The organism is Streptomyces sp. NPDC058195 (genome assembly GCF_042883525.1).
GTDB lineage: Bacteria > Actinomycetota > Actinomycetes > Streptomycetales > Streptomycetaceae > Streptomyces.
In genome coordinates this window covers 135,563-155,342 of sequence record NZ_JBHVVM010000015.1, presented here as the reverse complement: position 1 = coordinate 155,342, position 19,780 = coordinate 135,563, and the positions used below count along the sequence as shown (strand labels likewise).

The window sequence follows — 19,780 nt, the reverse complement described above, 5'->3', positions numbered from 1 at the left end:
GGGGACAGGCCGTTCGTGCTGCGTGACGCGCTACTTCAGTGAGGTGATGAAGTCGTTCCAGGCGGGGGCGGGGATGAGGAGTGCGGGCCCGGTGGGGTGCTTGCTGTCGCGTACGGGGACGGTGCCGGGGTAGCCGTCGGCGACCTCGACGCACTCGCCCCCGTTGGTGTTGCTGTAGCTGCTTCTGCGCCAGCGGGCCGTGCTCAACTCGGAGGCGTGTCGCATGGCGTGTGGTCCTCCGTTGCTTTCGCGTCCTACTGCTTGAGTGAGGTGATGAAGTCGTTCCAGGCGGGGGCGGGGATGAGGAGTGCGGGCCCGGTGGGGTGCTTGCTGTCGCGTACGGGGACGATGCCGGGGAAGTCGTCGGCGACCTCGACGCACGCGCCCCCGTTGGAGTTGCTGTAGCTGCTCCTGCGCCAGCGGGCGGCGCTCAGCTCGGGGGTGTGTCGCATGATGAGTAGCCCTCCATAATCGTCCGGATCATGAGCGCCGACTCGGGCAGCGAGAGCGCGTTGGCCCGCAGTACTTCGTACTGGCGTCGCCACTTCCTCACCTCGTCCGGTCCCTCGTAGAGGTGACCGGCCTTGATGCCCTCTTCGTAGGCCACCTGCGTGCCGTCGGGGAGGGTCAGCAGAGTCAGCGAGCCGCCGATGAGCGAGTGGAGCCCCGCACTGAACGGCATCACCTGAATACTACTGTCCGGGGTGTTCACCTGAGCGAGCAGCGAAGCCAGCTGCTCGCGCATGGCCTCCGGACTGCCCATCCGTCGCCGCAGCGCCGCCTCGTCGATGATGGCCCACCGGAACGGAGGCGTGTCCGAACGCTGTCGCTCCTGCCGGGCCATCCGCGCCATGACCCGCTGCTCCACCTGCTCGTCACTCAAGTCTCGCTGGCAGCGCAGGAATTCGCGTGCGTAGGACTCGGTCTGGAGTAGCCCCGACAGGGCCTGCTCCCCGTATTCCTCTATCACTTCGGCCTTGGACTCGAAGTCCATGTAGCGCCGGTACTGGTCCGGGTGGATCTCCTTCTTGGCCAGCTCGTACAGCCCGTGGAAGTGCGCGTCCGTGCCGAACGCCGCGTCCAGCCGGTCGGGGATGTCCGGCGGAGGCATCAGCTCCGCGGTCTCGATCCGGGCGAGGGCGCTCTTGCTGGAGTTCAGGATGTCCGCCAGCTGTACGAGGGAGAGCCCGGCGAGCTCGCGGTGGCGGCGCTGCTCGGAGCCGAAGTAGTGGCGGGCGGAGAGGTACGGGTTCAGGGGCCGAGGTGTGAATGCCATGCGTGCGCCTTCCCTGCGTCCCGAACCCAACACCGGGACGTGGCGATCCTGTTGGTGCGGTGCGCCGTAGCGCGACGATTGGTGTACACACGGTAACCGTCGTGTGTGGCGGGGCACCAGGGTGCTCCTCGATCGGAGGTAGGGGCGACATGATGTGCGATGCGGAGGGGCGGCCCATGCGGTTGCTCCCGTGGGTCAACGAGAGCGGGGGCCCGTGCTACCTGAGCACCGGCGACCCGGACGGCCCGCTGTCGCGACTGGCCGACGACGTGGAGGCGGGCCTCCTGGAATCCGCCGAGTGCGTACTGGAGGAGGCGCGGGCGCTGTTGCGTGAACCCGTCGTGGGGGAGCGGGAGTTGAGGTTCGCCGGGGCGCGGCTGGCGGAGTCGCTGAGCGACACCCTGCGGATCGCCGTCGGCCGGGGCGAGCGGCTGGAGGAACAGCGGCCCTGAGAGCGTCCCGTCACCGTCGGCGGACGGTCACACCGGGGCGGGCGAGTCCATGTGCCCGAGTGCGGCGGGGTCGGCCACGGCGGTCATGCCGGTGGTGCGGCCGTCGGTGACGATGAAGGTGAGCGGGGGCGGCGGGGTGCCGTCCGCGTGAGAACGTCCGCCGTGCGGAACCGGCTGGAGGGCAAGAACACCGGCAGCCCGGATGTGCGGAAGGCGGTCGGATACCTGCACAGGGCGATCGCCGCCAGGGGTGTCGACCCGAAGCTGCTCGCCCTGGCCCCTCTGCGCGTCAGCCGGATCAACGGCTGCCCGGCGCGCGTCCACGCGCGTGTCGCCGGAGGCAGGGCGGCAGGTGACACCGACGAGCGGCTGCACAGCGCGGCGGCGTGGCGGGAGGCGCCGTTCCGCACGGCGCCGAACCGCGCGGCACTGGCGCTGGCCGAGGCGGCCACCCGGCTCCAGGACGGCGCGGAGGGGGCCGTCGACACGATCTGGAACGAGGCCGCCGCCCATTTCACCGAGGAGGAGACCGGCGCGGCCAACCTGGAGATCGCGCTGACCAGCTTCTTCAACCGGACCAACCGCACCATCAACGAACCGGCCGGCCGGACCTGGGGCTGATCCCGGCCGACCGGCCACCGGCGACCGGCGACTGGCGACCGGCCACCGGGGCCCGGGGTGCCGGGCCCGCGGCCACCGGCACCCGGGCCCCGCCCGGTATTCGCTACGGCAGCGCCAGCATCCGCTCCAGCGCGAGCTTGGCGTACTTCTCCGTCTCGGGGTCGACCTCGATCCGGTTGACGAGCGTGCCCTCTGCCAGCGACTCCAGCGCCCACACCAGGTGCGGGAGGTCGATCCGGTTCATCGTCGAGCAGAAGCAGACCGTCCGGTCGAGGAAGACGATCTCCTTGTCCTCGGCGGCGAAACGGTTCGCCAGCCGACGGACCAGGTTCAGCTCGGTGCCGATCGCCCACTTCGAGCCGGCCGGGGCCGCCTCCAGGGCCTTGATGATGTACTCCGTCGAGCCGACGTAGTCCGCCGCCGCCACGACCTCGTGCTTGCACTCGGGGTGCACCAGGACGTTCACGCCCGGTATCCGCTCGCGGACGTCGTTGACCGACTCCACCGAGAACCGGCCGTGCACCGAGCAGTGCCCGCGCCACAGGATCATCTTCGCGCCGCGCAGCTCCTCGGCGGTCAGGCCGCCGCCCGGCTTGTGCGGGTTGTAGACGACGCAGTCCTCCAGCGACATGCCCATGTCGCGGACGGCGGTGTTCCGGCCCAGGTGCTGGTCGGGCAGGAAGAGGACCTTCTCCCCCTGCTCGAAGGCCCACTCAAGCGCCCGCTTCGCGTTGGAGGAGGTGCAGATCGTGCCGCCGTGCCGACCGGTGAAGGACTTGATGTCGGCGGAGGAGTTCATGTACGCGACCGGCACGACCTGCCCGGCGACCCCGGCCTCGCTCAGCACGTCCCAGCACTCGGCGACCTGCTCGGCGGTGGCCATGTCGGCCATGGAGCAGCCCGCCGCGAGGTCCGGCAGCACGACCTTCTGGTCGCCGGTGGTCAGGATGTCCGCGGACTCCGCCATGAAGTGCACGCCGCAGAAGACGATGTACTCGGCCTCCGGCCGCGCCGCCGCGTCCCGGGCGAGCTTGAACGAGTCGCCGGTGACGTCGGCGAACTGGATGACTTCGTCGCGCTGGTAGTGGTGACCCAGGACGAAGACCTTGTCGCCGAGCTTCTCCTTGGCCGCACGGGCGCGCTCCACCAGGTCCGGGTCGGACGGGGATGGCAGGTCGCCGGGGCACTCGACGCCGCGCTCGCTCCTCGGGTCGGCCTCACGGCCGAGCAGGAGCAGGGCGAGGGGCGTCGGCTGGACGTCGAGTTCCTGGACGGGGTGGGCCGTGGTCACGTCACGCACCCTTTCTTCTCTGCTGAAGTCTGCTGGAGGGTTGCCGAAGGCTCCGCGCCACCGCGGGCCCTCGACGTCTTCTCGTCTAATTGACGCTATCTATCATATCCGTTTCACGTCACTTTGACGATGTCCATAGCGTCGATGTGACGCATCCCCCCGCCAGGCCGGTGTGCGAGCATGAATGGACCAGGCAAGCGCTCGGCCCGGAATGAATCCGCGGTCCCGACGGTTGCAACGTCGGCAAGCAGTCTCCGTACAACCCGGGAGAGAAGCAGATGTCCGTATCGGACGAGACCACCACCGTGAGCGACGGCATCCTCCTGTCCGACGCCGCCGCAGCCAAGGTCAAGGGCCTGCTGGAGCAGGAAGGCCGCGACGATCTGGCGCTGCGCGTCGCCGTCCAGCCCGGCGGCTGCTCCGGCCTGCGTTACCAGCTCTTCTTCGACGAGCGTTCGCTCGACGGTGACGTGGTGAAGGACTTCGACGGCGTCAAGGTCGTCACCGACCGGATGAGCGCTCCCTACCTGGGCGGCGCCTCCATCGACTTCGTCGACACCATCGAGAAGCAGGGCTTCACGATCGACAACCCCAACGCCACCGGTTCCTGCGCCTGCGGCGACTCCTTCAACTAAGCCGGCGGGCCCCTTGGCCGGCTGAAGGACAGCACGACGACGGCGGCGGTTCCCGGCATCCCGGGGCCGCCGCCGTCGTCGTGCTGTCCCCGTGGGGGCCGGTGGTGCTCAGCCCCGGGGCACCTCGCCGCCCGAGACCGCGTCGACCACCTTCCGGTCGCCCAGCGGCGCGTCCAGTGTCACCGTGCGGGTCAGCTCCTTGGCGATCGCGATGCAGGTCTGCTTCCCGGGCTGCTTCGCCTCCGTGATCCGCACGGTCACGGTGTCCGCGCTCTCGGTCGCGCTCGCCGTGTACGTACTGCACACCCCGCCCCAGAACGTCACCGACAGGTCCCGCCCCTCGGCCCGGTACGACAGCGACTGCCGCTGGGCCTTCTCCGCGTTGCCCGGGGGAGTGGGGGCCGCCGACCCCGCCGCCGGTGCGCTCCTCGTCAGGTACGCGGGCGCCACCGCGACCTGCGCCACCGTGCTGCCCGTACCACCGGCGGCCGGACGCACCGAGAAGAGCCACGACGGCACGAGTGCCTGCCGCCCCGCCACGTACTGGGCCGACAGCCCGAACACCGCCTTCTCCACCGTCACGGTCGTCACCTCCGGCTCCGCCCCGGTCCGCGCGCCGCAGCGCACCTTCCCGCTCGCGGCCGGCACGGGGTCGGCGCAGCCGCCGATGTCCCTGCGGGCCGCGGGACCGTTCAGCTGCGCCAGCGTCTCGGCCGCGCCGAGCACGGGATAGGTGTCGCCCTTCTCCAGGCCCTTCATACGGCCGCTGCCGCCCACCACGCGACCGTCCGGGCCCACCTGGACGCCGGTGGACCAGCCGTAGGTGGGCAGGCCGTCCACCTTCGGATCGGCGTTCACCACCCGTACGGAACCCATGAGCTGGCGGGTGTCCAGGGCGGCGCCGTCCTGTCCGGCCGCCTTCAGGACCGGGGCCGCGGCGGCCCGTGCGGCGCTCTCGCTCACCGGGGAGCCGCCGCCGTCCGGGGACTGCTTCGTACCCGAACAGACCGCACCCTTCTGGCAGTTGTCGGTGCCGCCGGAGCCGTGACGGGTGAAGGTCCAGGTTCCCGGGGCCTGCTTCTCCACCCGGAGCACCGGGTTCGTCCCGTCCCCGTCGGAGCCCACCTTCCAGTACGTGGCCTCCTCCTGCGGGGTGCCGGGCAGACCGAGCGCCTTCGCCAGCCGGGTCACCTCATCGGCCGAGACCGTCCCGGCCGCCCGCCGCACGGCGGACGTGCGCGGGCCCTCGGGCAGTGCGCCGGAGGCGCGGTAGACCACGCGGCCGCCGCTCGGGTCGGGCTCGCCGGGCGCGATGCCGCGCGAGGCGCCCTCGGGCGGTGTGCCGGAGCCGGCCTGTCCGTCCGCCGTGTCCAGGGCCAGCGGCGGCGGGGAGGTCCGCCCGCCGGTGTCCGCCCCGCTGTCGGACCTGCCGCCGTCGGCCGCGGTGGCGGCCCAGTAGGCCCCGCCGCCCCCGGCCAGCAGCACGGCTGCCGCCACCGAGGCCACGGCGAGCGGCGAACGCCGCCGGGGGCCGGTCACGTCGTTGTCGGGTCGCTCGGTGCTCACCGGATCCGCTCCTTCACCTGCCGTATGGCCGTCACGCGCCGTTGCCCGGCCCGTCGTCGGTCCCCGGGGTCCGGGGACAACGGTGGGACGGGGCAGCGGCGCGGACGGTTCCCTCCAGGGAGCGGGAGCGGGCTCAGTCGCCGTAGCCCTCCATCGCGTCGATCAGCCGGGCGGACGCGGCCGGAACGGTGACGCCGTGAATCCGGGACGGGGCGACCGGGGCAGGGGCAGACTTCGTATGAGCCGTCCAGTGCGGGGCCATCCGCGCGCAGTCTCCGCGCAGCTCGGCCAGGCTCATCTCGGACTCGCGCAGGGCGATGTGGTTCGACATATCGGCACCGTAAGCACCACAAGCCACAGGAAGAAAGCCCTACTATCGGGTAGTTTCCCCCTCTTCAGGGCCGGTCCGGCGAACGGGTAGCGTGAACTGTCACGCCGCCCCGGGAACACAGCGACCCGTTCCCCCCGATCTCCGCAGGAGCAGTTTCCCCGTGCGAATCGCAGTCACCGGCTCCATCGCCACCGACCACCTCATGACCTTCCCCGGCCGTTTCGCCGACCAGCTGGTCGCCGACCAGCTGCACACGGTCTCGCTCTCCTTCCTGGTGGACAACCTCGAAGTGCGTCGGGGCGGTGTCGCCGCCAACATCTGCTTCGGCATGGGCCTGCTGGGCACGCAGCCGATCCTGGCGGGTGCCGCGGGCGCCGACTTCGACGAGTACCGCGCCTGGCTCGACCGCCACGGCGTCGACACCGGTTCGGTGCGGATCTCCGAGGTCCTGCACACCGCCCGCTTCGTCTGCACCACGGACGCCGACCACAACCAGATCGGCTCCTTCTACGCCGGGGCGATGAGCGAGGCCCGGCTCATCGAGCTGAAGGCCGTCGCCGACCGGGTCGGCGGCCTCGACCTGGTCTCGATCGGGGCCGACGACCCCGAGGCGATGCTGCGCCACACCGAGGAGTGCCGTACCCGGGGCATCCCGTTCGCCGCGGACTTCTCGCAGCAGATCGCGCGGATGGACGGCGAGGAGATCCGGATCCTCCTGGAGGGCGCCACGTACCTCTTCTCCAACGAGTACGAGAAGGGGCTCATCGAGTCCAAGACCGGCTGGAGCGACGAGGAGATCCTGGCCAAGGTCGGCCACCGGGTCACCACCCTCGGCGCCCGCGGCGTACGCATCGAGCGCGTCGGCCAGGAGCCGATCGAGGTCGGCTGCCCGGAGGAGACGGCCAAGGCCGACCCGACCGGTGTCGGCGACGCCTTCCGGGCCGGCTTCCTGTCCGGCCTCGCCTGGGGCGTCGGCCTGGAGCGCGCCGCCCAGGTCGGCTGCATGCTGGCCACCCTGGTGATCGAGACCATCGGCACCCAGGAGTACACCCTGCACCGCACCCACTTCATGGACCGCTTCACCAAGGCGTACGGCCACGACGCCGCCACCGAGGTCCGCGCCCACCTGAGCTGACCGCGGCACGGAACGCTCAGCCGAGCCGGCGGACCACATAGGCCGAGCCGCGGTCCGCCGGCTCCTCGCCCACGTACTCCTGCTCCCGCATCGCGCACCAGGCGGGGATGTCCAGCCGTGCCGCCTCGTCATCGGCGAGCACGGTCACCGTCCCGCCGACCGGCACCCGCCCGATCACCTTCGCCAGCTCGATCACCGGGACCGGGCAGCGCTTCCCCAGGGCGTCGACCACCAGGGCCGCGGCCGGTGCGGGCGGGGCGGCGGCGGGCGGGGCGGCGGCGCCGAGCCGCTGGCGTACCTCCGCCACCACCTCGGGCAGCACCTCCAGGAAACGCTCGACGTCCGCCTCGGCCGTGCCGTCCGGCAGCGACACCCGTACGTTGCCCTCCGACAGCACCCCCATGGCCCGGAGCACATGGCTCGGAGTCAGCGTGCTGCTGGTGCAGGACGAACCGGATGAAACGGAGAAACCGGCCCGGTCCAGCTCATGGAGCAGTGTCTCCCCGTCGACATAGAGACAGGAGAAGGTCACCAGATGCGGCAGCCGCCGCACCGGATCACCGACCACCTCCACATCGGGCACCAGCTCCGGCACCGCGGCCCGGATCCGGTCCACCAGGGCCCGCAGCCGGGCGGACTCGCTCCCGGCCTCGGCCCGTACGGCCCGCAGCGACGCCGCCGCCGCGACGATCGCCGGAATGTTCTCGAAGCCGGCCGACCGCCCCGCCTCCCGCTCGTCAGCCGGCCCCGGGACGGCGAACCTGGTTCCCTTGCGCACCGCGAGCAGTCCCACGCCCGAGGGCCCGCCCCACTTGTGGGCGCTGCCCGTCAGCAGTGACCAGCCCTCCGGCACCGGGCCCCGGCCCAGCGACTGCGCGGCGTCCACCAGCAGCGGCACCCCCGCCGCCCGGCAGGCCTCCGCGACGGCGGCCACCGGCTGCTCGGTGCCGACCTCGTGGTTGGCGGACTGCAGACAGGCCAGCGCGGTGTCCTCGCGCAGCGCCTGGGCGTACGCCGTCGCGCTCACCGCCCCCGCGCGGTCCACCGGCACCTCGGCGACCGACCCGCCCCGCGCCTCATGGGCGGCGGCCGAATGGAGTACCGACGAGTGTTCGACCGCGGAGACGACCAGATGGCGGCCGACACGCCGACGTCCCTCAAGGGCTCCGGAAATCCCCGAATGCACCGCGGAGGTCCCCGAAGGAGTGAATGTGAGCTCGTCCGGGCGGCAGCCGACGGCCTCCGCGGCAGCCTCCCGGGCGGCGTCCAGCAGCAGCCGGGCCCGCCGCCCCTCGCGGTAGAGCCTGGCCGGATCGGCCCAGCCCTCGTCCAGCGCGGCAAGCAGCGCCTGACGTGCGACGGGATGCAGGGGGGCGGCGGAGGCGGTGTCGAAGTAGGGCACCCGGCCACGCTAGCCCGCACCGCCGCCCCGGCCGGGGACGGGGCGGCGGTGGCGTGGGGGAGAGGCGCGCCGTCCGGCCGGGAGAGGGGGCGTCAGATGACGCTCAAAGGCCCGTATTCCACCCCTTCGGGGAGTCGGACGGCGCGTTGGGCACCCTCCCCGCGCGACCCCAAATAGCGTCCAGTAGGGTTTGGTCCGCATAAACATCCAAACCCCTGCCCGCGTCAGGGCGGCGACCGACCAGAAAGACGGCCGCGCCGACCGCGTGGGCGAGACTCTCGGGAAGGCGCTACGTGAGTCCCAACGGCTCCGACCGCTCGTCGCGGCGCCCGATGCGGCGGAAGCTGCCGCAGGTGCTGACTGCGGGCCTGATCCTTGTGACCGCCACCGGTTGCACATACAAGGACTTCCCCCGCCTTGGAATGCCGACTCCGGTTACGGAAGAGGCACCACGGATCCTCTCTCTCTGGCAGGGCTCGTGGGCGGCAGCGCTCGCCACGGGCGTGCTGGTATGGGGTCTGATCCTGTGGAGCGTCATCTTCCACCGGCGCAGCCGCACCAAGGTCGAGGTTCCTCCGCAGACCCGGTACAACATGCCCATCGAGGCGCTGTACACCGTGGTCCCTCTGATCATCGTCTCGGTGTTGTTCTACTTCACCGCGCGCGACGAGACGAAGCTCCTCACGCTCTCCGACAAGCCCGCCCACACCATCAACGTGGTCGGCTACCAGTGGAGCTGGGGCTTCAACTACATCGAGAACGTGGACGGCTCGTCCGCCACGGGCAACGAGATCCCCAAGGAGCTCGACGCCATCCCCGACCGGTTCCGCAAGGACTTCCCGAAGAACGCCGAGGGCGTCTACGACTTCGGTGTCCCGGGTACGCGGAACCCGCAGAACGGCAACCCGGGTCCGACCCTGTGGCTGCCGAAGGGTGAGAAGGTCCGTTTCGTTCTGACTTCGCGTGACGTCATCCACTCCTTCTGGGTGGTGCCGTTCCTCATGAAGCAGGACGTCATTCCGGGCCACACCAACGCCTTCGAGGTGACTCCCAACCAGGAGGGCACCTTCATGGGCAAGTGCGCCGAGCTCTGCGGCGTCGACCACTCCCGGATGCTCTTCAACGTCAAGGTCGTCTCCCCGGAGCGCTACCAGGCGCACCTGGAGGAGCTGGCGAAGAAGGGCCAGACGGGCTACGTGCCGGCCGGCATCGAGCAGACTGACCCGGCCAGGAATGCGGAGACGAACAAACTGTGAGCATCCTCAACGAACCTCAGGGTGCCGCGGCAGCAGACGACTCGTACGAGGATGAGCTGCCGGTCCGGCGGAAGCAGCCGGGAAACGTCGTCGTCAAGTGGCTGACCACCACTGACCACAAGACGATCGGCACGATGTACCTGGTCACGTCGTTCGCGTTCTTCTGCATCGGCGGTCTGATGGCGCTCTTCATGCGCGCCGAACTGGCCCGTCCCGGCACGCAGATCATGTCGAACGAGCAGTTCAACCAGGCGTTCACGATGCACGGCACGATCATGCTGCTGATGTTCGCGACGCCGCTGTTCGCCGGATTCGCGAACTGGATCATGCCGCTCCAGATCGGTGCGCCCGATGTGGCGTTCCCGCGGCTGAACATGTTCGCGTACTGGCTGTACCTCTTCGGCTCGCTGATCGCGGTGGCCGGCTTCCTCACCCCGCAGGGTGCGGCCGACTTCGGCTGGTTCGCCTATTCCCCGCTCTCGGACGCCGTCCGGTCGCCGGGTATCGGCGCCGACATGTGGATCATGGGTCTGGCCTTCTCCGGCTTCGGCACGATCCTCGGTTCGGTCAACTTCATCACCACGATCATCTGCATGCGCGCTCCCGGCATGACGATGTTCCGCATGCCGATCTTCGTCTGGAACGTGCTGCTGACCGGTGTGCTGGTCCTGCTGGCCTTCCCGGTTCTCGCCGCCGCGCTCTTCGCGCTGGAGGCCGACCGTAAATTCGGCGCACATATCTTCGATGCGTCGAATGGTGGCGCATTGCTCTGGCAACACCTCTTCTGGTTCTTCGGCCATCCAGAGGTGTACATCATCGCCCTGCCATTCTTCGGAATCATTTCCGAGGTCATTCCGGTATTCAGCCGGAAGCCGATGTTCGGTTACATCGGTCTGGTCGCCGCGACGATTGCCATCGCCGGTCTTTCCGTGACCGTGTGGGCCCACCACATGTACGTCACGGGCGGTGTGCTCCTGCCGTTCTTCTCGTTCATGACCTTCCTCATCGCGGTACCGACCGGTGTGAAGTTCTTCAACTGGATCGGCACGATGTGGAAGGGGTCGTTGTCCTTCGAGACACCGATGCTCTGGGCCGTCGGCTTCCTGATCACCTTCACCTTCGGTGGTCTGACCGGAGTCATCCTGGCCTCGCCGCCCATGGACTTCCACGTGTCGGACTCGTACTTCGTGGTCGCGCACTTCCACTACGTCATCTTCGGCACCGTGGTGTTCGCGATGTTCTCCGGATTCCACTTCTGGTGGCCGAAGTTCACCGGCAAGATGCTCGACGAGCGGCTCGGCAAGATCACGTTCTGGACGCTGTTCGTGGGCTTCCACGGCACGTTCCTGGTGCAGCACTGGCTGGGTGCCGAGGGCATGCCGCGTCGCTACGCGGACTACCTCGCCGCCGACGGCTACACCGCGCTGAACACGGTCTCCACGATCTCCTCGTTCCTGCTCGGTCTGTCGATACTGCCGTTCTTCTACAACGTGTGGAAGACCGCCAAGTACGGCAAGAAGGTCGAGGTCGACGACCCGTGGGGCTACGGCCGTTCGCTGGAGTGGGCGACTTCCTGCCCGCCGCCGCGGCACAACTTCCTCACCCTGCCGCGGATCCGTTCCGAATCCCCGGCGTTCGACCTGCACCACCCGGAGATCGCGGCCCTCGAACAGCTGGAGCACCACTCCGCTGACGACAAGGCCCTCGCTGGCGGCAAGGAGGCCGGCAAGTGAAGATCCAGGGCAAGATGTTCCTGTGGCTGAGCGTCTTCATTCTGGCCATCGCCGTCACGTACGGCGTGTGGTCGAAGGAGCCGGCCGGTACCACCGCCCTCGCGCTGGCCTTCGGCCTGAGCCTCATGATCGGCTTCTACCTGGCCTTCACGGCTCAGCGGGTCGACGACATGGCGCAGGACAACAAGGAGGCCGACGTCGCGGACGAGGCCGGCGAGGTGGGGTTCTTCTCCCCGCACAGCTGGCAGCCGCTCTCCCTGGCGATCGGCGGCGCCATGGCCTTCATGGGCGTCATCTTCGGCTGGTGGCTGCTGTACTTCTCGACCCCGATCATCCTGATCGGCCTCTTCGGCTGGGTCTTCGAGTACTACCGCGGTGAGAACCGCACCCAGTGACCTCGCGTCACCGCTCCACCTGACGGGGGCCCGCGCTTCTCCACCGAGAGAAGCGCGGGCCCCCGTTCGTACGTACAGAACGCGCCGATCCGGGCGGGCCTTCTTAGCGTGGCCCCATGAACCGCACGCCGCGCCTCCGCCCCGCAGTGGGCTGCCCCCTGCTGGTCATGACCCTGGTCGTGGCCGCGACCGCCTGTGCGGGGTCCGGGGGCCACCCGCTCGCGGAGAAGCCGTACGACGCCGTGCACGAGATCTCCTCGACCGCGCGCGACGGCGACGGGAAGGTCGTCCCCGGCAGGCCGCTGGAAGTCACCGTCAAGGGTGACGACGGCCGGATCACGGACGTGTCGGCCGTCGACACCACCGGCCGCCACCTCGCGGGCGAGCTCGACGCCGACGGCAGGCGCTGGCGCTCCACGATGCCGCTCGCCGCCGGAGCCCGCTACACCGTCCGGGTCAGCACGGAGGACGAGGACGGCGCCCCTGGCGCCCGTACGCTCTCGTTCGGCACGACCTCGGCCCAGGAGCTGCTGGAGGTCGCCTTCGGCCCTCAGGCGGGCACCTACGGCGTCGGGCAGCCCCTGACCGCGGAACTCAGCGCCCCCGTCTCCGACAGGGCCTCCAGGGCCCGTGTGGAGCGCGGCCTGAGGGTCCGCTCGACCCCCTCCGTGACCGGCTCCTGGTACTGGGTCGACGACCAGACCCTGCACTACCGCCCCAAGGGGTACTGGCCCGCCAGGGCCACCATCGACGTCAGCAGCGGCCTGGCGGGCGTCAAGGTCACCGACACCCTCTACGGCGCCCCCACGAAGGCCCTCAGGCTCTCCACGGGTGCCCGCGTCGAGGCCGTCACCGACGCCGTGGCGCACTCGATGACGGTCAAACGCGACGGAAAAGTGATCAACACCATTCCGGTCACCACCGGCAAGCCCGGCTTCGCCACCCGAAACGGCGTCAAGGTCGTGCTGGACAAGGAGTACTACGTACGTATGCGCGGGGAGACCATCGGCATCGCGGAGGGTTCCTCGGACTCGTACGACCTGCCGGTCTACTACGCGACGCGGGTCACCTGGAGCGGCGAGTACGTGCACGCCGCCCCCTGGTCCACCGGCTCGCAGGGGTACGCGAACGTCAGCCACGGCTGCACGGGCATGAGCACCAGCCAGGCCGAGTGGTTCTACAACACCGTGCGTCCGGGGGACATCGTCACGGTGGTGGGCAGCCAGGGCGAGATGATGACGCCGTTCGACAACGGCTTCGGGGACTGGAACCTCTCCTGGGCCGCATGGCTGAAGGGCAGCGCCCTGCAGAAGAGCACCGCGCCGGACCGTACGGAGACGGTCCAGGCGGCACGACTGCGCCCCGAGGTCTGAACGACCGGGCCGGGGAGTGCGCTGCCCTTCGGGGGACCGCCCGGGTCAGGCGCTCACAGCGGCCCGGTCGCGCAGCAGGGCGGCCAGGGCCTCCGCGAACTCGACCGGCTCGACCGGCAGGGTCACCGCGGCGTCCGCACGGCTCCAGGTGGCCAGCCAGGCGTCCTGGGGGCGTCCCATCAGCAGCAGGACCGGCGGGCACCGGAAGATCTCGTCCTTGATCTGCCGGCAGACGCCCATGCCGCCCGCGGGCGCCGTCTCGCCGTCCAGCACGCAGACGTCCACGCCGCCGGCGTCCAGCGCCTCCAGGACCGCGGGCAGCGTCGCGCACTCCAGGAATTCCACCGGTGGTACGTCGGAGGCGGGCCGGTGCCCGGCCGCCAGCCTCACCTGCTCGCGGGTGTTGGCGTCGTCGCTGTAGACCAGGACCGTGGCGGTCGGCTGCATTGTTCCTCCGTGACATCTGTGTCTTCGGGGCTTTCCGGGCATGAACCGATGCGCGGATCGTACTCCGCCGGACGGTCTGTCAGCACCGCTCCGGACAGCGGTTCCCTGGGCCGTTCGGGGAGGACACACCCGCCTGACACACCGAACGGCACCCCCCGGGGTGAGGGCGGGATAAGCGACCGACATAATGTCGGTCGTGGCGACAGCAACGACAGTAGAAACCGGGCACGCGCACCCGTCGGTCAATCGACCGAACCTCACCAGCGTCGGAACCATCATCTGGTTGAGTTCCGAGCTGATGTTCTTCGCGGCCCTCTTCGCGATGTACTTCACCCTGCGATCGGTGACGGGACCGGAGCACTGGAAGGAAATGGCTTCGGCCCTGAACTTCCCGTTCTCCGCGACGAACACCACGATCCTGGTGCTCTCCTCACTCACCTGCCAGCTCGGCGTCTTCGCCGCGGAGCGGGGCGACGTGAAGAAGCTCCGTACCTGGTTCGTGATCACTTTCGTGATGGGTGCGATCTTCATCGGAGGCCAGGTCTTCGAGTACACCGAGCTGGTGAAGAAGGACGGCCTCTCGCTGTCCTCCGACCCGTACGGCTCGGTGTTCTACCTGACCACCGGCTTCCACGGGCTGCACGTGACAGGCGGTCTCATCGCCTTCCTGCTCGTACTGGGCAGGACGTACGCAGCCAAGAGGTTCACCCACGAACAGGCGACCTCCGCCATCGTCGTGTCCTATTACTGGCACTTCGTCGATGTCGTGTGGATCGGCCTGTTCGCCACGATCTACATGATCAAGTAATCGGGCTCGAACCCGAACCACATCCAGCATCGACGCAGAAGATCCTGACACCGGGGTAATCCGTGAAAAAGCTCTCCGCACGACGACGCCATCCGTTGGCGGCGGTCGTCGTACTACTCCTCGCGCTTGCGGCCACTGGGGGGCTGTACGCCGCTTTCGCGCCCGCGAGTAAGGCACAGGCCGACGAAACCGCCCAGTCCCTCGCCATCGAGGAGGGCAAGAAGCTGTACTCCGTCGGTTGCGCCAGCTGCCACGGAACCGGCGGTCAGGGCAGCACCGACGGGCCGAGCCTGGTCGGTGTCGGCTCCGCCGCCGTTGACTTCCAGGTCGGTACGGGCCGTATGCCGGCGCAGCAGCCCGGCGCCCAGGTGCCGAAGAAGAAGGTCATCTACAGCCAGGCTCAGATCGACCAGCTGGCCGCGTACGTCGCGTCGCTCGGCGCCGGTCCGATCACGCCGACCAAGAAGGACTACGACCCTGCCGGCGCTGACGTCGCCAAGGGTGGCGAGCTGTTCCGTACCAACTGTGCGCAGTGCCACAACCTCACCGGTGAGGGCGGCGCGCTGACGGACGGCAAGTACGCGCCCAGCCTTGAGGGCGTGGACCCGAAGCACCTCTACGAGGCCATGCAGACCGGCCCGCAGAACATGCCGTCCTTCCCGGACACGACGATGCCCGACAAGCAGAAGCGGGACATCATCGCGTACGTCCAGACCGTGAACAGCGCCCAGTCGGAGAACCCGGGTGGTCTGAAGCTGGGCGGCCTGGGGCCGGTCAGCGAGGGACTGTTCGCCTGGATCTTCGGACTCGGCGCACTGATCGCAGTTGCCGTTTGGGTCGCGGCCCACACCGCTAAGGCCAAGAAGTCATGAGTAGCCAAGAGATTCCAGAAGAGAACCTGCCCGAAACGCAGGTCCCCGCGCACGGCGCGGTAGAGGTCGCGGACGACCCGTTCGCCGACCCCGGGCTGCCGGCTCACCAGCCGCGCATCCAGGACATCGACGAGCGGGCAGCCAAGCGCTCCGAGCGCGTGGTCGCCTTCCTGTTCACGCTGTCGATGCTGGCCACGGTCGGCTTCATCGCCTCGTACGTCATCTTCCCGGTCGACAAGATCGTGTACATCTGGCCCTTCGGCCACGTGAGCGCGCTGAACTTCTCGCTGGGTCTGACTCTGGGTGTGGCGCTCTTCGCGATCGGCGCCGGCGCCGTCCACTGGGCGCGCACGCTGATGTCCGACGTCGAGGTCGCCGACGACCGGCACGCCATCGCGGCGGAGCCCGAGGTCAAGGCGAAGGTCATGGCCGACTTCGCGGCGGGTGCCGCGGAGTCCGGGTTCGGCCGGCGCAAGCTGATCCGCAACACCATGTTCGGCGCGCTGGCCCTGGTGCCGCTCTCCGGCGTGGTGCTGCTGCGCGACCTCGGTCCGCTGCCGGAGAAGAAGCTCCGCAGCACCCTGTGGGCCAGGGGCAAGCAGCTCATCAACATGAACACGATGGAGCCGCTGCGTCCCGAGGACGTCGCCGTCGGTTCGCTGACCTTCGCCATGCCCGAGGGCCTGGAGGAGAGCGCGGAGGACTTCAACAACCAGATCGCCAAGGCCGCCCTGATGATCGTCCGGATCCAGCCGGAGAACATCAAGGACAAGCGCGAGCGCGAGTGGGCCCACGAGGGCATCGTGGCCTTCTCCAAGATCTGCACCCACGTCGGCTGCCCGATCAGCCTGTACGAGCAGCAGACGCACCACGTGCTCTGCCCGTGCCACCAGTCCACCTTCGACCTCTCCGACGGCGCCCGCGTCATCTTCGGTCCGGCCGGTCACGCCCTCCCGCAGCTGCGGATCGGCGTGAACAGCGAGGGCAACCTCGAAGCGCTCGGCGACTTCGATGAGCCCGTCGGTCCTGCATTCTGGGAGCGCGGATGAGTACTGCGACCACGAACACACCCAGTGCCAGCGCACCGGGCAACCGCAAGGCGCCCGCTGGCGAGCGGGTGGCCGACTGGGCGGACGGCCGGCTCGGGATCTACTCCCTGGCCAAGGCCAACATGCGCAAGATCTTCCCGGACCACTGGTCCTTCATGCTGGGCGAGATCTGCCTCTACAGCTTCATCATCATCATCCTCACGGGTGTGTACCTGACGCTGTTCTTCCACCCGAGCATGAACGAGGTCGTGTATCACGGCTCGTACGAGCCGATGCAGGGCATCCGGATGTCCGAGGCGTACGCCTCGACCCTGGACATCAGCTTCGACGTCCGCGGTGGTCTGCTGGTTCGCCAGATCCACCACTGGGCCGCGCTGATCTTCCTGGCCGGCATGTTCGTGCACATGATGCGCGTCTTCTTCACGGGTGCGTTCCGCAAGCCGCGTGAGATCAACTGGCTGTTCGGCTTCCTGCTGTTCGTGCTGGGCATGTTCACCGGCTTCACCGGCTACTCGCTCCCGGACGACCTGCTGTCCGGTACCGGTATCCGCTTCACCCAGGGCGCGATCCTGTCGATGCCGATCGTCGGCACGTACATCTCGATGTTCCTGTTCGGCGGAGAGTTCCCCGGCCACGACTTCGTCGCCCGGTTCTACTCGATCCACATCCTGCTGCTGCCGGGCATCATGCTCGGCCTGCTGGTGGCGCACCTGATCCTGGTCTTCTACCACAAGCACACGCAGTTCGCGGGCCCCGGCCGCACCAACAAGAACGTCGTCGGCATGCCGCTGCTGCCGGTGTACATGGCGAAGGCCGGCGGGTTCTTCTTCCTGGTCTTCGGCATCATCGCGGTCATCGCGGCGATCGCCACGATCAACCCGGTGTGGAACATCGGCCCCTACCGTCCGGACCAGGTGTCCACCGGCGCCCAGCCCGACTGGTACATGGGCTTCGCCGAGGGTCTGATCCGTGTCATGCCGGGCTGGGAGATCAACCTCTGGGGCCACACGCTGGTCCTGGGCGTCTTCATCCCGCTGATGGCCTTCGGTGTGGTGCTCGCGATCATCGCGGTCTACCCGTTCATCGAGTCCTGGATCACCGGGGACAAGCGCGAGCACCACATCCTGGACCGCCCGCGCAACGCCCCGACCCGGACGGCCTTCGGTGTCGCCTGGATCACCGAGTACGTCATCGTCTTCATCGGCGGTGGCAACGACCTGTGGGCCACGCACTTCCACCTGTCGATCAACGCCATTTCCTGGTTCGTCCGAATCTTCATCTTCGTCGGCCCGGTCCTCGCGTTCATCGCCACCCGGCGGATCTGCCTCGGTCTCCAGCGCCGCGACAAGGAGAAGGTGCTGCACGGACGCGAGTCCGGCCTCATCAAGCGCCTGCCGCACGGTGAGTTCGTCGAGATCCACGAGCCGCTCAGCCCCGGGCAGCTGCACACCCTCACCGCGCACGAGCAGTACAAGCCGCTCGAGCTCGGCCCGACGGTCGACGAGAACGGTGTCGAGCGCAAGGTCTCGGCCCTGCAGAAGCTGCGGGCCAGGCTCAGCAAGGGCCTCTACGGCGAGGACAACCAGATCGCCAAGCCCACCGCCGAGGAATACAAGGAGATCACCAGCGGCCACGGTCACCACTGATCGCCTGAACTGATCGCCACGGCAGGAGCCCCGTCCATTCGATGGACGGGGCTCTTTGCCGTGCCCGCTGGTGGATAGGGTGGAGGCAATCCCTTTTACTGGCTGTGGACCCTGGAGCGGACCATGAACGTTGTGACCCCGATCGGCGGCGACAGCGTGGCGGACCACTCCTGGCCCGGTGTGCTGAACCCCCTGCTGCGCGGCGAGGACCTCAGCGCGGACGCCACCGCCTGGGCGATGGACCGCATCATGCGCGGGGAGGCGACCGATGTGCAGATCGCCGGGTTCGCGGTGGCGCTGCGGGCCAAGGGCGAGACCATCGGCGAGGTCTCCGGGCTGGTCCGGGCGATGTACGAGCACGCCCACACCATCGAGGTGCCCGGCCGCACGGTCGACATCGTCGGCACCGGCGGCGACCTCGCCAGGACGGTCAACATCTCCACCATGTCGGCGGTCGTCATCGCCGGTACCGGGGCCAAGGTCGTCAAGCATGGCAACCGCGCCTCGTCCTCCGCGTCCGGTTCCTCCGACGTGCTGGAGAAGCTCGGCGTCAACCTGGACCTCTCCGCGCAGCGGGTCGTCGAGGTCGCCCAGGAGGCGGGCATCACCTTCTGCTTCGCGGTGCGCTTCCACCCCGCCCTGCGCCACGTGGCCAGGGCCCGCAAGGAGCTCGGCACGCCGACCACGTTCAACATCCTCGGTCCGCTCACCAACCCGGCCCGGGTGCGCTCCCAGGCCGTCGGGGTGGCCGACCCGAAGATGGCTCCCATCGTCGCCGGGGTGCTGGCCGAGCGCGGCAACTCCGCGCTGGTCTTCCGCGGCGACGACGGCCTGGACGAGCTGACGACGACCGCGACCTCGCGGGTCTGGGTGGTACGGGACGGAGCCGTCCGCGAGGAGGCGTTCGACCCGCGCGACGTCGGTCTGGAGCTGGTGCCCGTGGAGGCGCTGCGCGGCGCGGACGCCTCGTACAACGCGGATGTGGCCCGCCGGGTGCTGGCGGGCGAGCGGGGTCCGGTGCGCGATGCCGTGCTGCTCAACTCGGCGGCGGCGCTGGTGGCGCTGGACGCGGCGGACGGCGCGCTGACCGAGCAGCTCGCGGCCGGGATGGTCCGGGCCGCCGAGTCCATCGACTCGGGTGCGGCGGCCCGTGCGCTGGAGCGCTGGGTGTCCGTCAGCAACGCCTGAACGCACCGGCGCCGGTATCGGCGCGGACAGGGGGCGCGGTCCGGATCGTGGACCGCGCCCTTGCGCGTCTTGCCGCGTATGGCAAGATGCTGGCAGGTCATGAGTGACAGCGACTACGGCCCCGGCCCGCTGTCCGGCAACCCTCCGTCCGTGGCGGGGTGCCCCGGGTGAAGACCAGGCCGTAGGCAGCGAGGTCTGCGGCAAGCGCGGGCCCCTCGGCATCGGAGCATGCCAACCCCCGGGGTCCTGGTCCCTAGGGAGCCTCCTGTGAGCACGCGAATGCGTTAGGGCCGTCGGCCCCTTC

At 69.2% G+C, this 19,780-nt stretch carries 21 protein-coding genes and 1 riboswitch; of the genes, 13 read left to right on the top strand and 8 right to left on the bottom strand.

All coding sequences use genetic code 11. The annotated features are described in order from the left end of the window. Nucleotides 1-30: 30 nt before the first annotated feature. Genes ACFVWY_RS20345 through ACFVWY_RS20335 form a run of 3 tightly spaced genes read right to left on the bottom strand, consistent with a single transcriptional unit; the run spans nt 31 to nt 1,276 of the window. Entirely contained in the window at nt 31-225 is a 195-nt protein-coding gene (locus tag ACFVWY_RS20345; RefSeq protein WP_389874170.1) for a DUF397 domain-containing protein, read from the bottom strand. 29 nt (nt 226-254) lie between these two features. Further along, on the bottom strand, nt 255-452 hold the full coding sequence (locus ACFVWY_RS20340; protein WP_389874168.1) for a DUF397 domain-containing protein: 198 nt from the start codon (nt 450-452) through the stop codon (nt 255-257). Then, nucleotides 431-1,276: a helix-turn-helix domain-containing protein gene (locus ACFVWY_RS20335; protein ID WP_389874166.1), complete on the bottom strand. Its 846-nt coding sequence runs from the start codon at nt 1,274-1,276 to the stop codon at nt 431-433. The genes ACFVWY_RS20340 and ACFVWY_RS20335 overlap by 22 nt, the downstream gene beginning before the upstream one ends. Before the next feature lie 176 nt (nt 1,277-1,452). On the opposite strand from ACFVWY_RS20335, the gene ACFVWY_RS20330 reads away from it, so the two are divergent. Together ACFVWY_RS20330 and ACFVWY_RS20325 are read left to right on the top strand one after the other, a co-directional pair. Then, a complete protein-coding gene (locus ACFVWY_RS20330) occupies nt 1,453-1,728 on the top strand; it encodes a hypothetical protein (RefSeq protein WP_389874163.1) in 276 nt (91 codons plus the stop codon). A 147-nt stretch (nt 1,729-1,875) separates the two neighbouring features. Next, entirely contained in the window at nt 1,876-2,349 is a 474-nt protein-coding gene (locus ACFVWY_RS20325) for a carboxymuconolactone decarboxylase family protein (protein WP_389874161.1), read from the top strand. A gap of 103 nt (nt 2,350-2,452) precedes the next feature. Here ACFVWY_RS20325 and nadA read toward each other — a convergent pair whose 3' ends face one another. Then, nucleotides 2,453-3,649 carry a quinolinate synthase NadA gene (nadA, locus tag ACFVWY_RS20320; RefSeq protein WP_389874159.1) on the bottom strand — a complete coding sequence of 399 codons (1,197 nt, stop codon included), beginning with the start codon at nt 3,647-3,649 and terminating at the stop codon, nt 2,453-2,455. Nucleotides 3,650-3,918: 269 nt separating this feature from the next. Here nadA and ACFVWY_RS20315 point away from each other — a divergent pair, with 269 nt between their 5' ends. After that, nucleotides 3,919-4,275: an iron-sulfur cluster assembly accessory protein gene (locus ACFVWY_RS20315; RefSeq protein WP_072483280.1), complete on the top strand. Its 357-nt coding sequence runs from the start codon at nt 3,919-3,921 to the stop codon at nt 4,273-4,275. A 108-nt stretch (nt 4,276-4,383) separates the two neighbouring features. On the opposite strand, the gene ACFVWY_RS20310 is transcribed toward ACFVWY_RS20315, so the two are convergent. Beyond that, nucleotides 4,384-5,841 carry a hypothetical protein gene (locus ACFVWY_RS20310; protein WP_389874157.1) on the bottom strand — a complete coding sequence of 486 codons (1,458 nt, stop codon included), beginning with the start codon at nt 5,839-5,841 and terminating at the stop codon, nt 4,384-4,386. 133 nt (nt 5,842-5,974) lie between these two features. Further along, complete coding sequence (locus tag ACFVWY_RS20305) at nt 5,975-6,172, bottom strand: hypothetical protein (protein WP_389874155.1); 198 nt, start codon at nt 6,170-6,172, stop codon at nt 5,975-5,977. 160 nt (nt 6,173-6,332) lie between these two features. Between ACFVWY_RS20305 and ACFVWY_RS20300 the strand changes: the two genes are divergently transcribed. Beyond that, on the top strand, nt 6,333-7,307 hold the full coding sequence (locus ACFVWY_RS20300) for a carbohydrate kinase family protein (protein ID WP_389874152.1): 975 nt from the start codon (nt 6,333-6,335) through the stop codon (nt 7,305-7,307). A 16-nt stretch (nt 7,308-7,323) separates the two neighbouring features. Here ACFVWY_RS20300 and ACFVWY_RS20295 read toward each other — a convergent pair whose 3' ends face one another. After that, complete coding sequence (locus tag ACFVWY_RS20295) at nt 7,324-8,709, bottom strand: cysteine desulfurase/sulfurtransferase TusA family protein (protein WP_389874150.1); 1,386 nt, start codon at nt 8,707-8,709, stop codon at nt 7,324-7,326. Nucleotides 8,710-9,002: 293 nt separating this feature from the next. On the opposite strand from ACFVWY_RS20295, the gene coxB reads away from it, so the two are divergent. The 4 genes from coxB (at nt 9,003) to ACFVWY_RS20275 (ending at nt 13,466) form a co-directional block, all read left to right on the top strand. Continuing rightward, nucleotides 9,003-9,965 carry a cytochrome c oxidase subunit II gene (gene coxB, locus ACFVWY_RS20290; RefSeq protein WP_389874147.1) on the top strand — a complete coding sequence of 321 codons (963 nt, stop codon included), beginning with the start codon at nt 9,003-9,005 and terminating at the stop codon, nt 9,963-9,965. After that, complete coding sequence (ctaD, locus tag ACFVWY_RS20285; protein ID WP_389874144.1) at nt 9,962-11,698, top strand: cytochrome c oxidase subunit I; 1,737 nt, start codon at nt 9,962-9,964, stop codon at nt 11,696-11,698. The genes coxB and ctaD overlap by 4 nt, the downstream gene beginning before the upstream one ends. After that, nucleotides 11,695-12,093, top strand: coding sequence for a cytochrome c oxidase subunit 4 (locus ACFVWY_RS20280; RefSeq protein ID WP_389874142.1), 399 nt, complete (start codon nt 11,695-11,697; stop codon nt 12,091-12,093). Before ctaD ends, ACFVWY_RS20280 begins: the two co-directional genes overlap by 4 nt. Nucleotides 12,094-12,209: 116 nt before the next feature. Next, the gene (locus tag ACFVWY_RS20275; RefSeq protein ID WP_389874140.1) at nt 12,210-13,466 is read left to right on the top strand and encodes an Ig-like domain-containing protein; all 1,257 of its coding nucleotides are present in this window, start codon (nt 12,210-12,212) and stop codon (nt 13,464-13,466) included. 45 nt (nt 13,467-13,511) lie between these two features. Here ACFVWY_RS20275 and ACFVWY_RS20270 read toward each other — a convergent pair whose 3' ends face one another. Next, a complete protein-coding gene (locus ACFVWY_RS20270) occupies nt 13,512-13,913 on the bottom strand; it encodes a hypothetical protein (protein WP_389874137.1) in 402 nt (133 codons plus the stop codon). Nucleotides 13,914-14,100: 187 nt separating this feature from the next. On the opposite strand from ACFVWY_RS20270, the gene ACFVWY_RS20265 reads away from it, so the two are divergent. The 5 genes from ACFVWY_RS20265 to trpD all read left to right on the top strand — a co-directional run bounded on the left by ACFVWY_RS20265 (nt 14,101) and on the right by trpD (nt 19,476). Then, nucleotides 14,101-14,721, top strand: coding sequence for a heme-copper oxidase subunit III (locus ACFVWY_RS20265; protein WP_352274842.1), 621 nt, complete (start codon nt 14,101-14,103; stop codon nt 14,719-14,721). Between the two features lie 62 nt (nt 14,722-14,783). Further along, nucleotides 14,784-15,593 carry a c-type cytochrome gene (locus tag ACFVWY_RS20260; protein ID WP_389874135.1) on the top strand — a complete coding sequence of 270 codons (810 nt, stop codon included), beginning with the start codon at nt 14,784-14,786 and terminating at the stop codon, nt 15,591-15,593. Beyond that, complete coding sequence (locus ACFVWY_RS20255) at nt 15,590-16,642, top strand: Rieske 2Fe-2S domain-containing protein (RefSeq protein WP_389874132.1); 1,053 nt, start codon at nt 15,590-15,592, stop codon at nt 16,640-16,642. The genes ACFVWY_RS20260 and ACFVWY_RS20255 overlap by 4 nt, the downstream gene beginning before the upstream one ends. After that, nucleotides 16,639-18,288 (top strand): cytochrome bc complex cytochrome b subunit, encoded by a 1,650-nt coding sequence (locus ACFVWY_RS20250; protein ID WP_389874130.1) that lies wholly within the window; start codon nt 16,639-16,641, stop codon nt 18,286-18,288. The genes ACFVWY_RS20255 and ACFVWY_RS20250 overlap by 4 nt, the downstream gene beginning before the upstream one ends. 123 nt (nt 18,289-18,411) lie before the next feature. Further along, nucleotides 18,412-19,476, top strand: a complete 1,065-nt coding sequence (trpD, locus tag ACFVWY_RS20245) for an anthranilate phosphoribosyltransferase (RefSeq protein ID WP_389874127.1) — start codon at nt 18,412-18,414, stop codon at nt 19,474-19,476. A gap of 95 nt (nt 19,477-19,571) precedes the next feature. Further along, nucleotides 19,572-19,689, top strand: a riboswitch (SAM riboswitch). Nucleotides 19,690-19,780: the final 91 nt, after the last annotated feature.

Excerpts from the sequence above, each read along its gene's own strand:
- ACFVWY_RS20275 (WP_389874140.1), top strand. The coding sequence starts at position 12,210 with ATGAACCGCACGCCGCGCCTCCGCCCCGCAGTGGGCTGCCCCCTGCTG.
- trpD (WP_389874127.1), top strand. The coding sequence starts at position 18,412 with ATGAACGTTGTGACCCCGATCGGCGGCGACAGCGTGGCGGACCACTCC.
- ACFVWY_RS20250 (WP_389874130.1), top strand. The coding sequence starts at position 16,639 with ATGAGTACTGCGACCACGAACACACCCAGTGCCAGCGCACCGGGCAAC.
- ACFVWY_RS20265 (WP_352274842.1), top strand. The coding sequence starts at position 14,101 with ATGTCGGTCGTGGCGACAGCAACGACAGTAGAAACCGGGCACGCGCAC.
- ACFVWY_RS20340 (WP_389874168.1), bottom strand. The coding sequence starts at position 452 with ATGCGACACACCCCCGAGCTGAGCGCCGCCCGCTGGCGCAGGAGCAGC.
- ACFVWY_RS20345 (WP_389874170.1), bottom strand. The coding sequence starts at position 225 with ATGCGACACGCCTCCGAGTTGAGCACGGCCCGCTGGCGCAGAAGCAGC.
- ACFVWY_RS20315 (WP_072483280.1), top strand. The coding sequence starts at position 3,919 with ATGTCCGTATCGGACGAGACCACCACCGTGAGCGACGGCATCCTCCTG.
- ACFVWY_RS20305 (WP_389874155.1), bottom strand. The coding sequence starts at position 6,172 with ATGTCGAACCACATCGCCCTGCGCGAGTCCGAGATGAGCCTGGCCGAG.
- ACFVWY_RS20330 (WP_389874163.1), top strand. The coding sequence starts at position 1,453 with ATGCGGTTGCTCCCGTGGGTCAACGAGAGCGGGGGCCCGTGCTACCTG.
- ACFVWY_RS20270 (WP_389874137.1), bottom strand. The coding sequence starts at position 13,913 with ATGCAGCCGACCGCCACGGTCCTGGTCTACAGCGACGACGCCAACACC.
- ACFVWY_RS20335 (WP_389874166.1), bottom strand. The coding sequence starts at position 1,276 with ATGGCATTCACACCTCGGCCCCTGAACCCGTACCTCTCCGCCCGCCAC.
- ACFVWY_RS20255 (WP_389874132.1), top strand. The coding sequence starts at position 15,590 with ATGAGTAGCCAAGAGATTCCAGAAGAGAACCTGCCCGAAACGCAGGTC.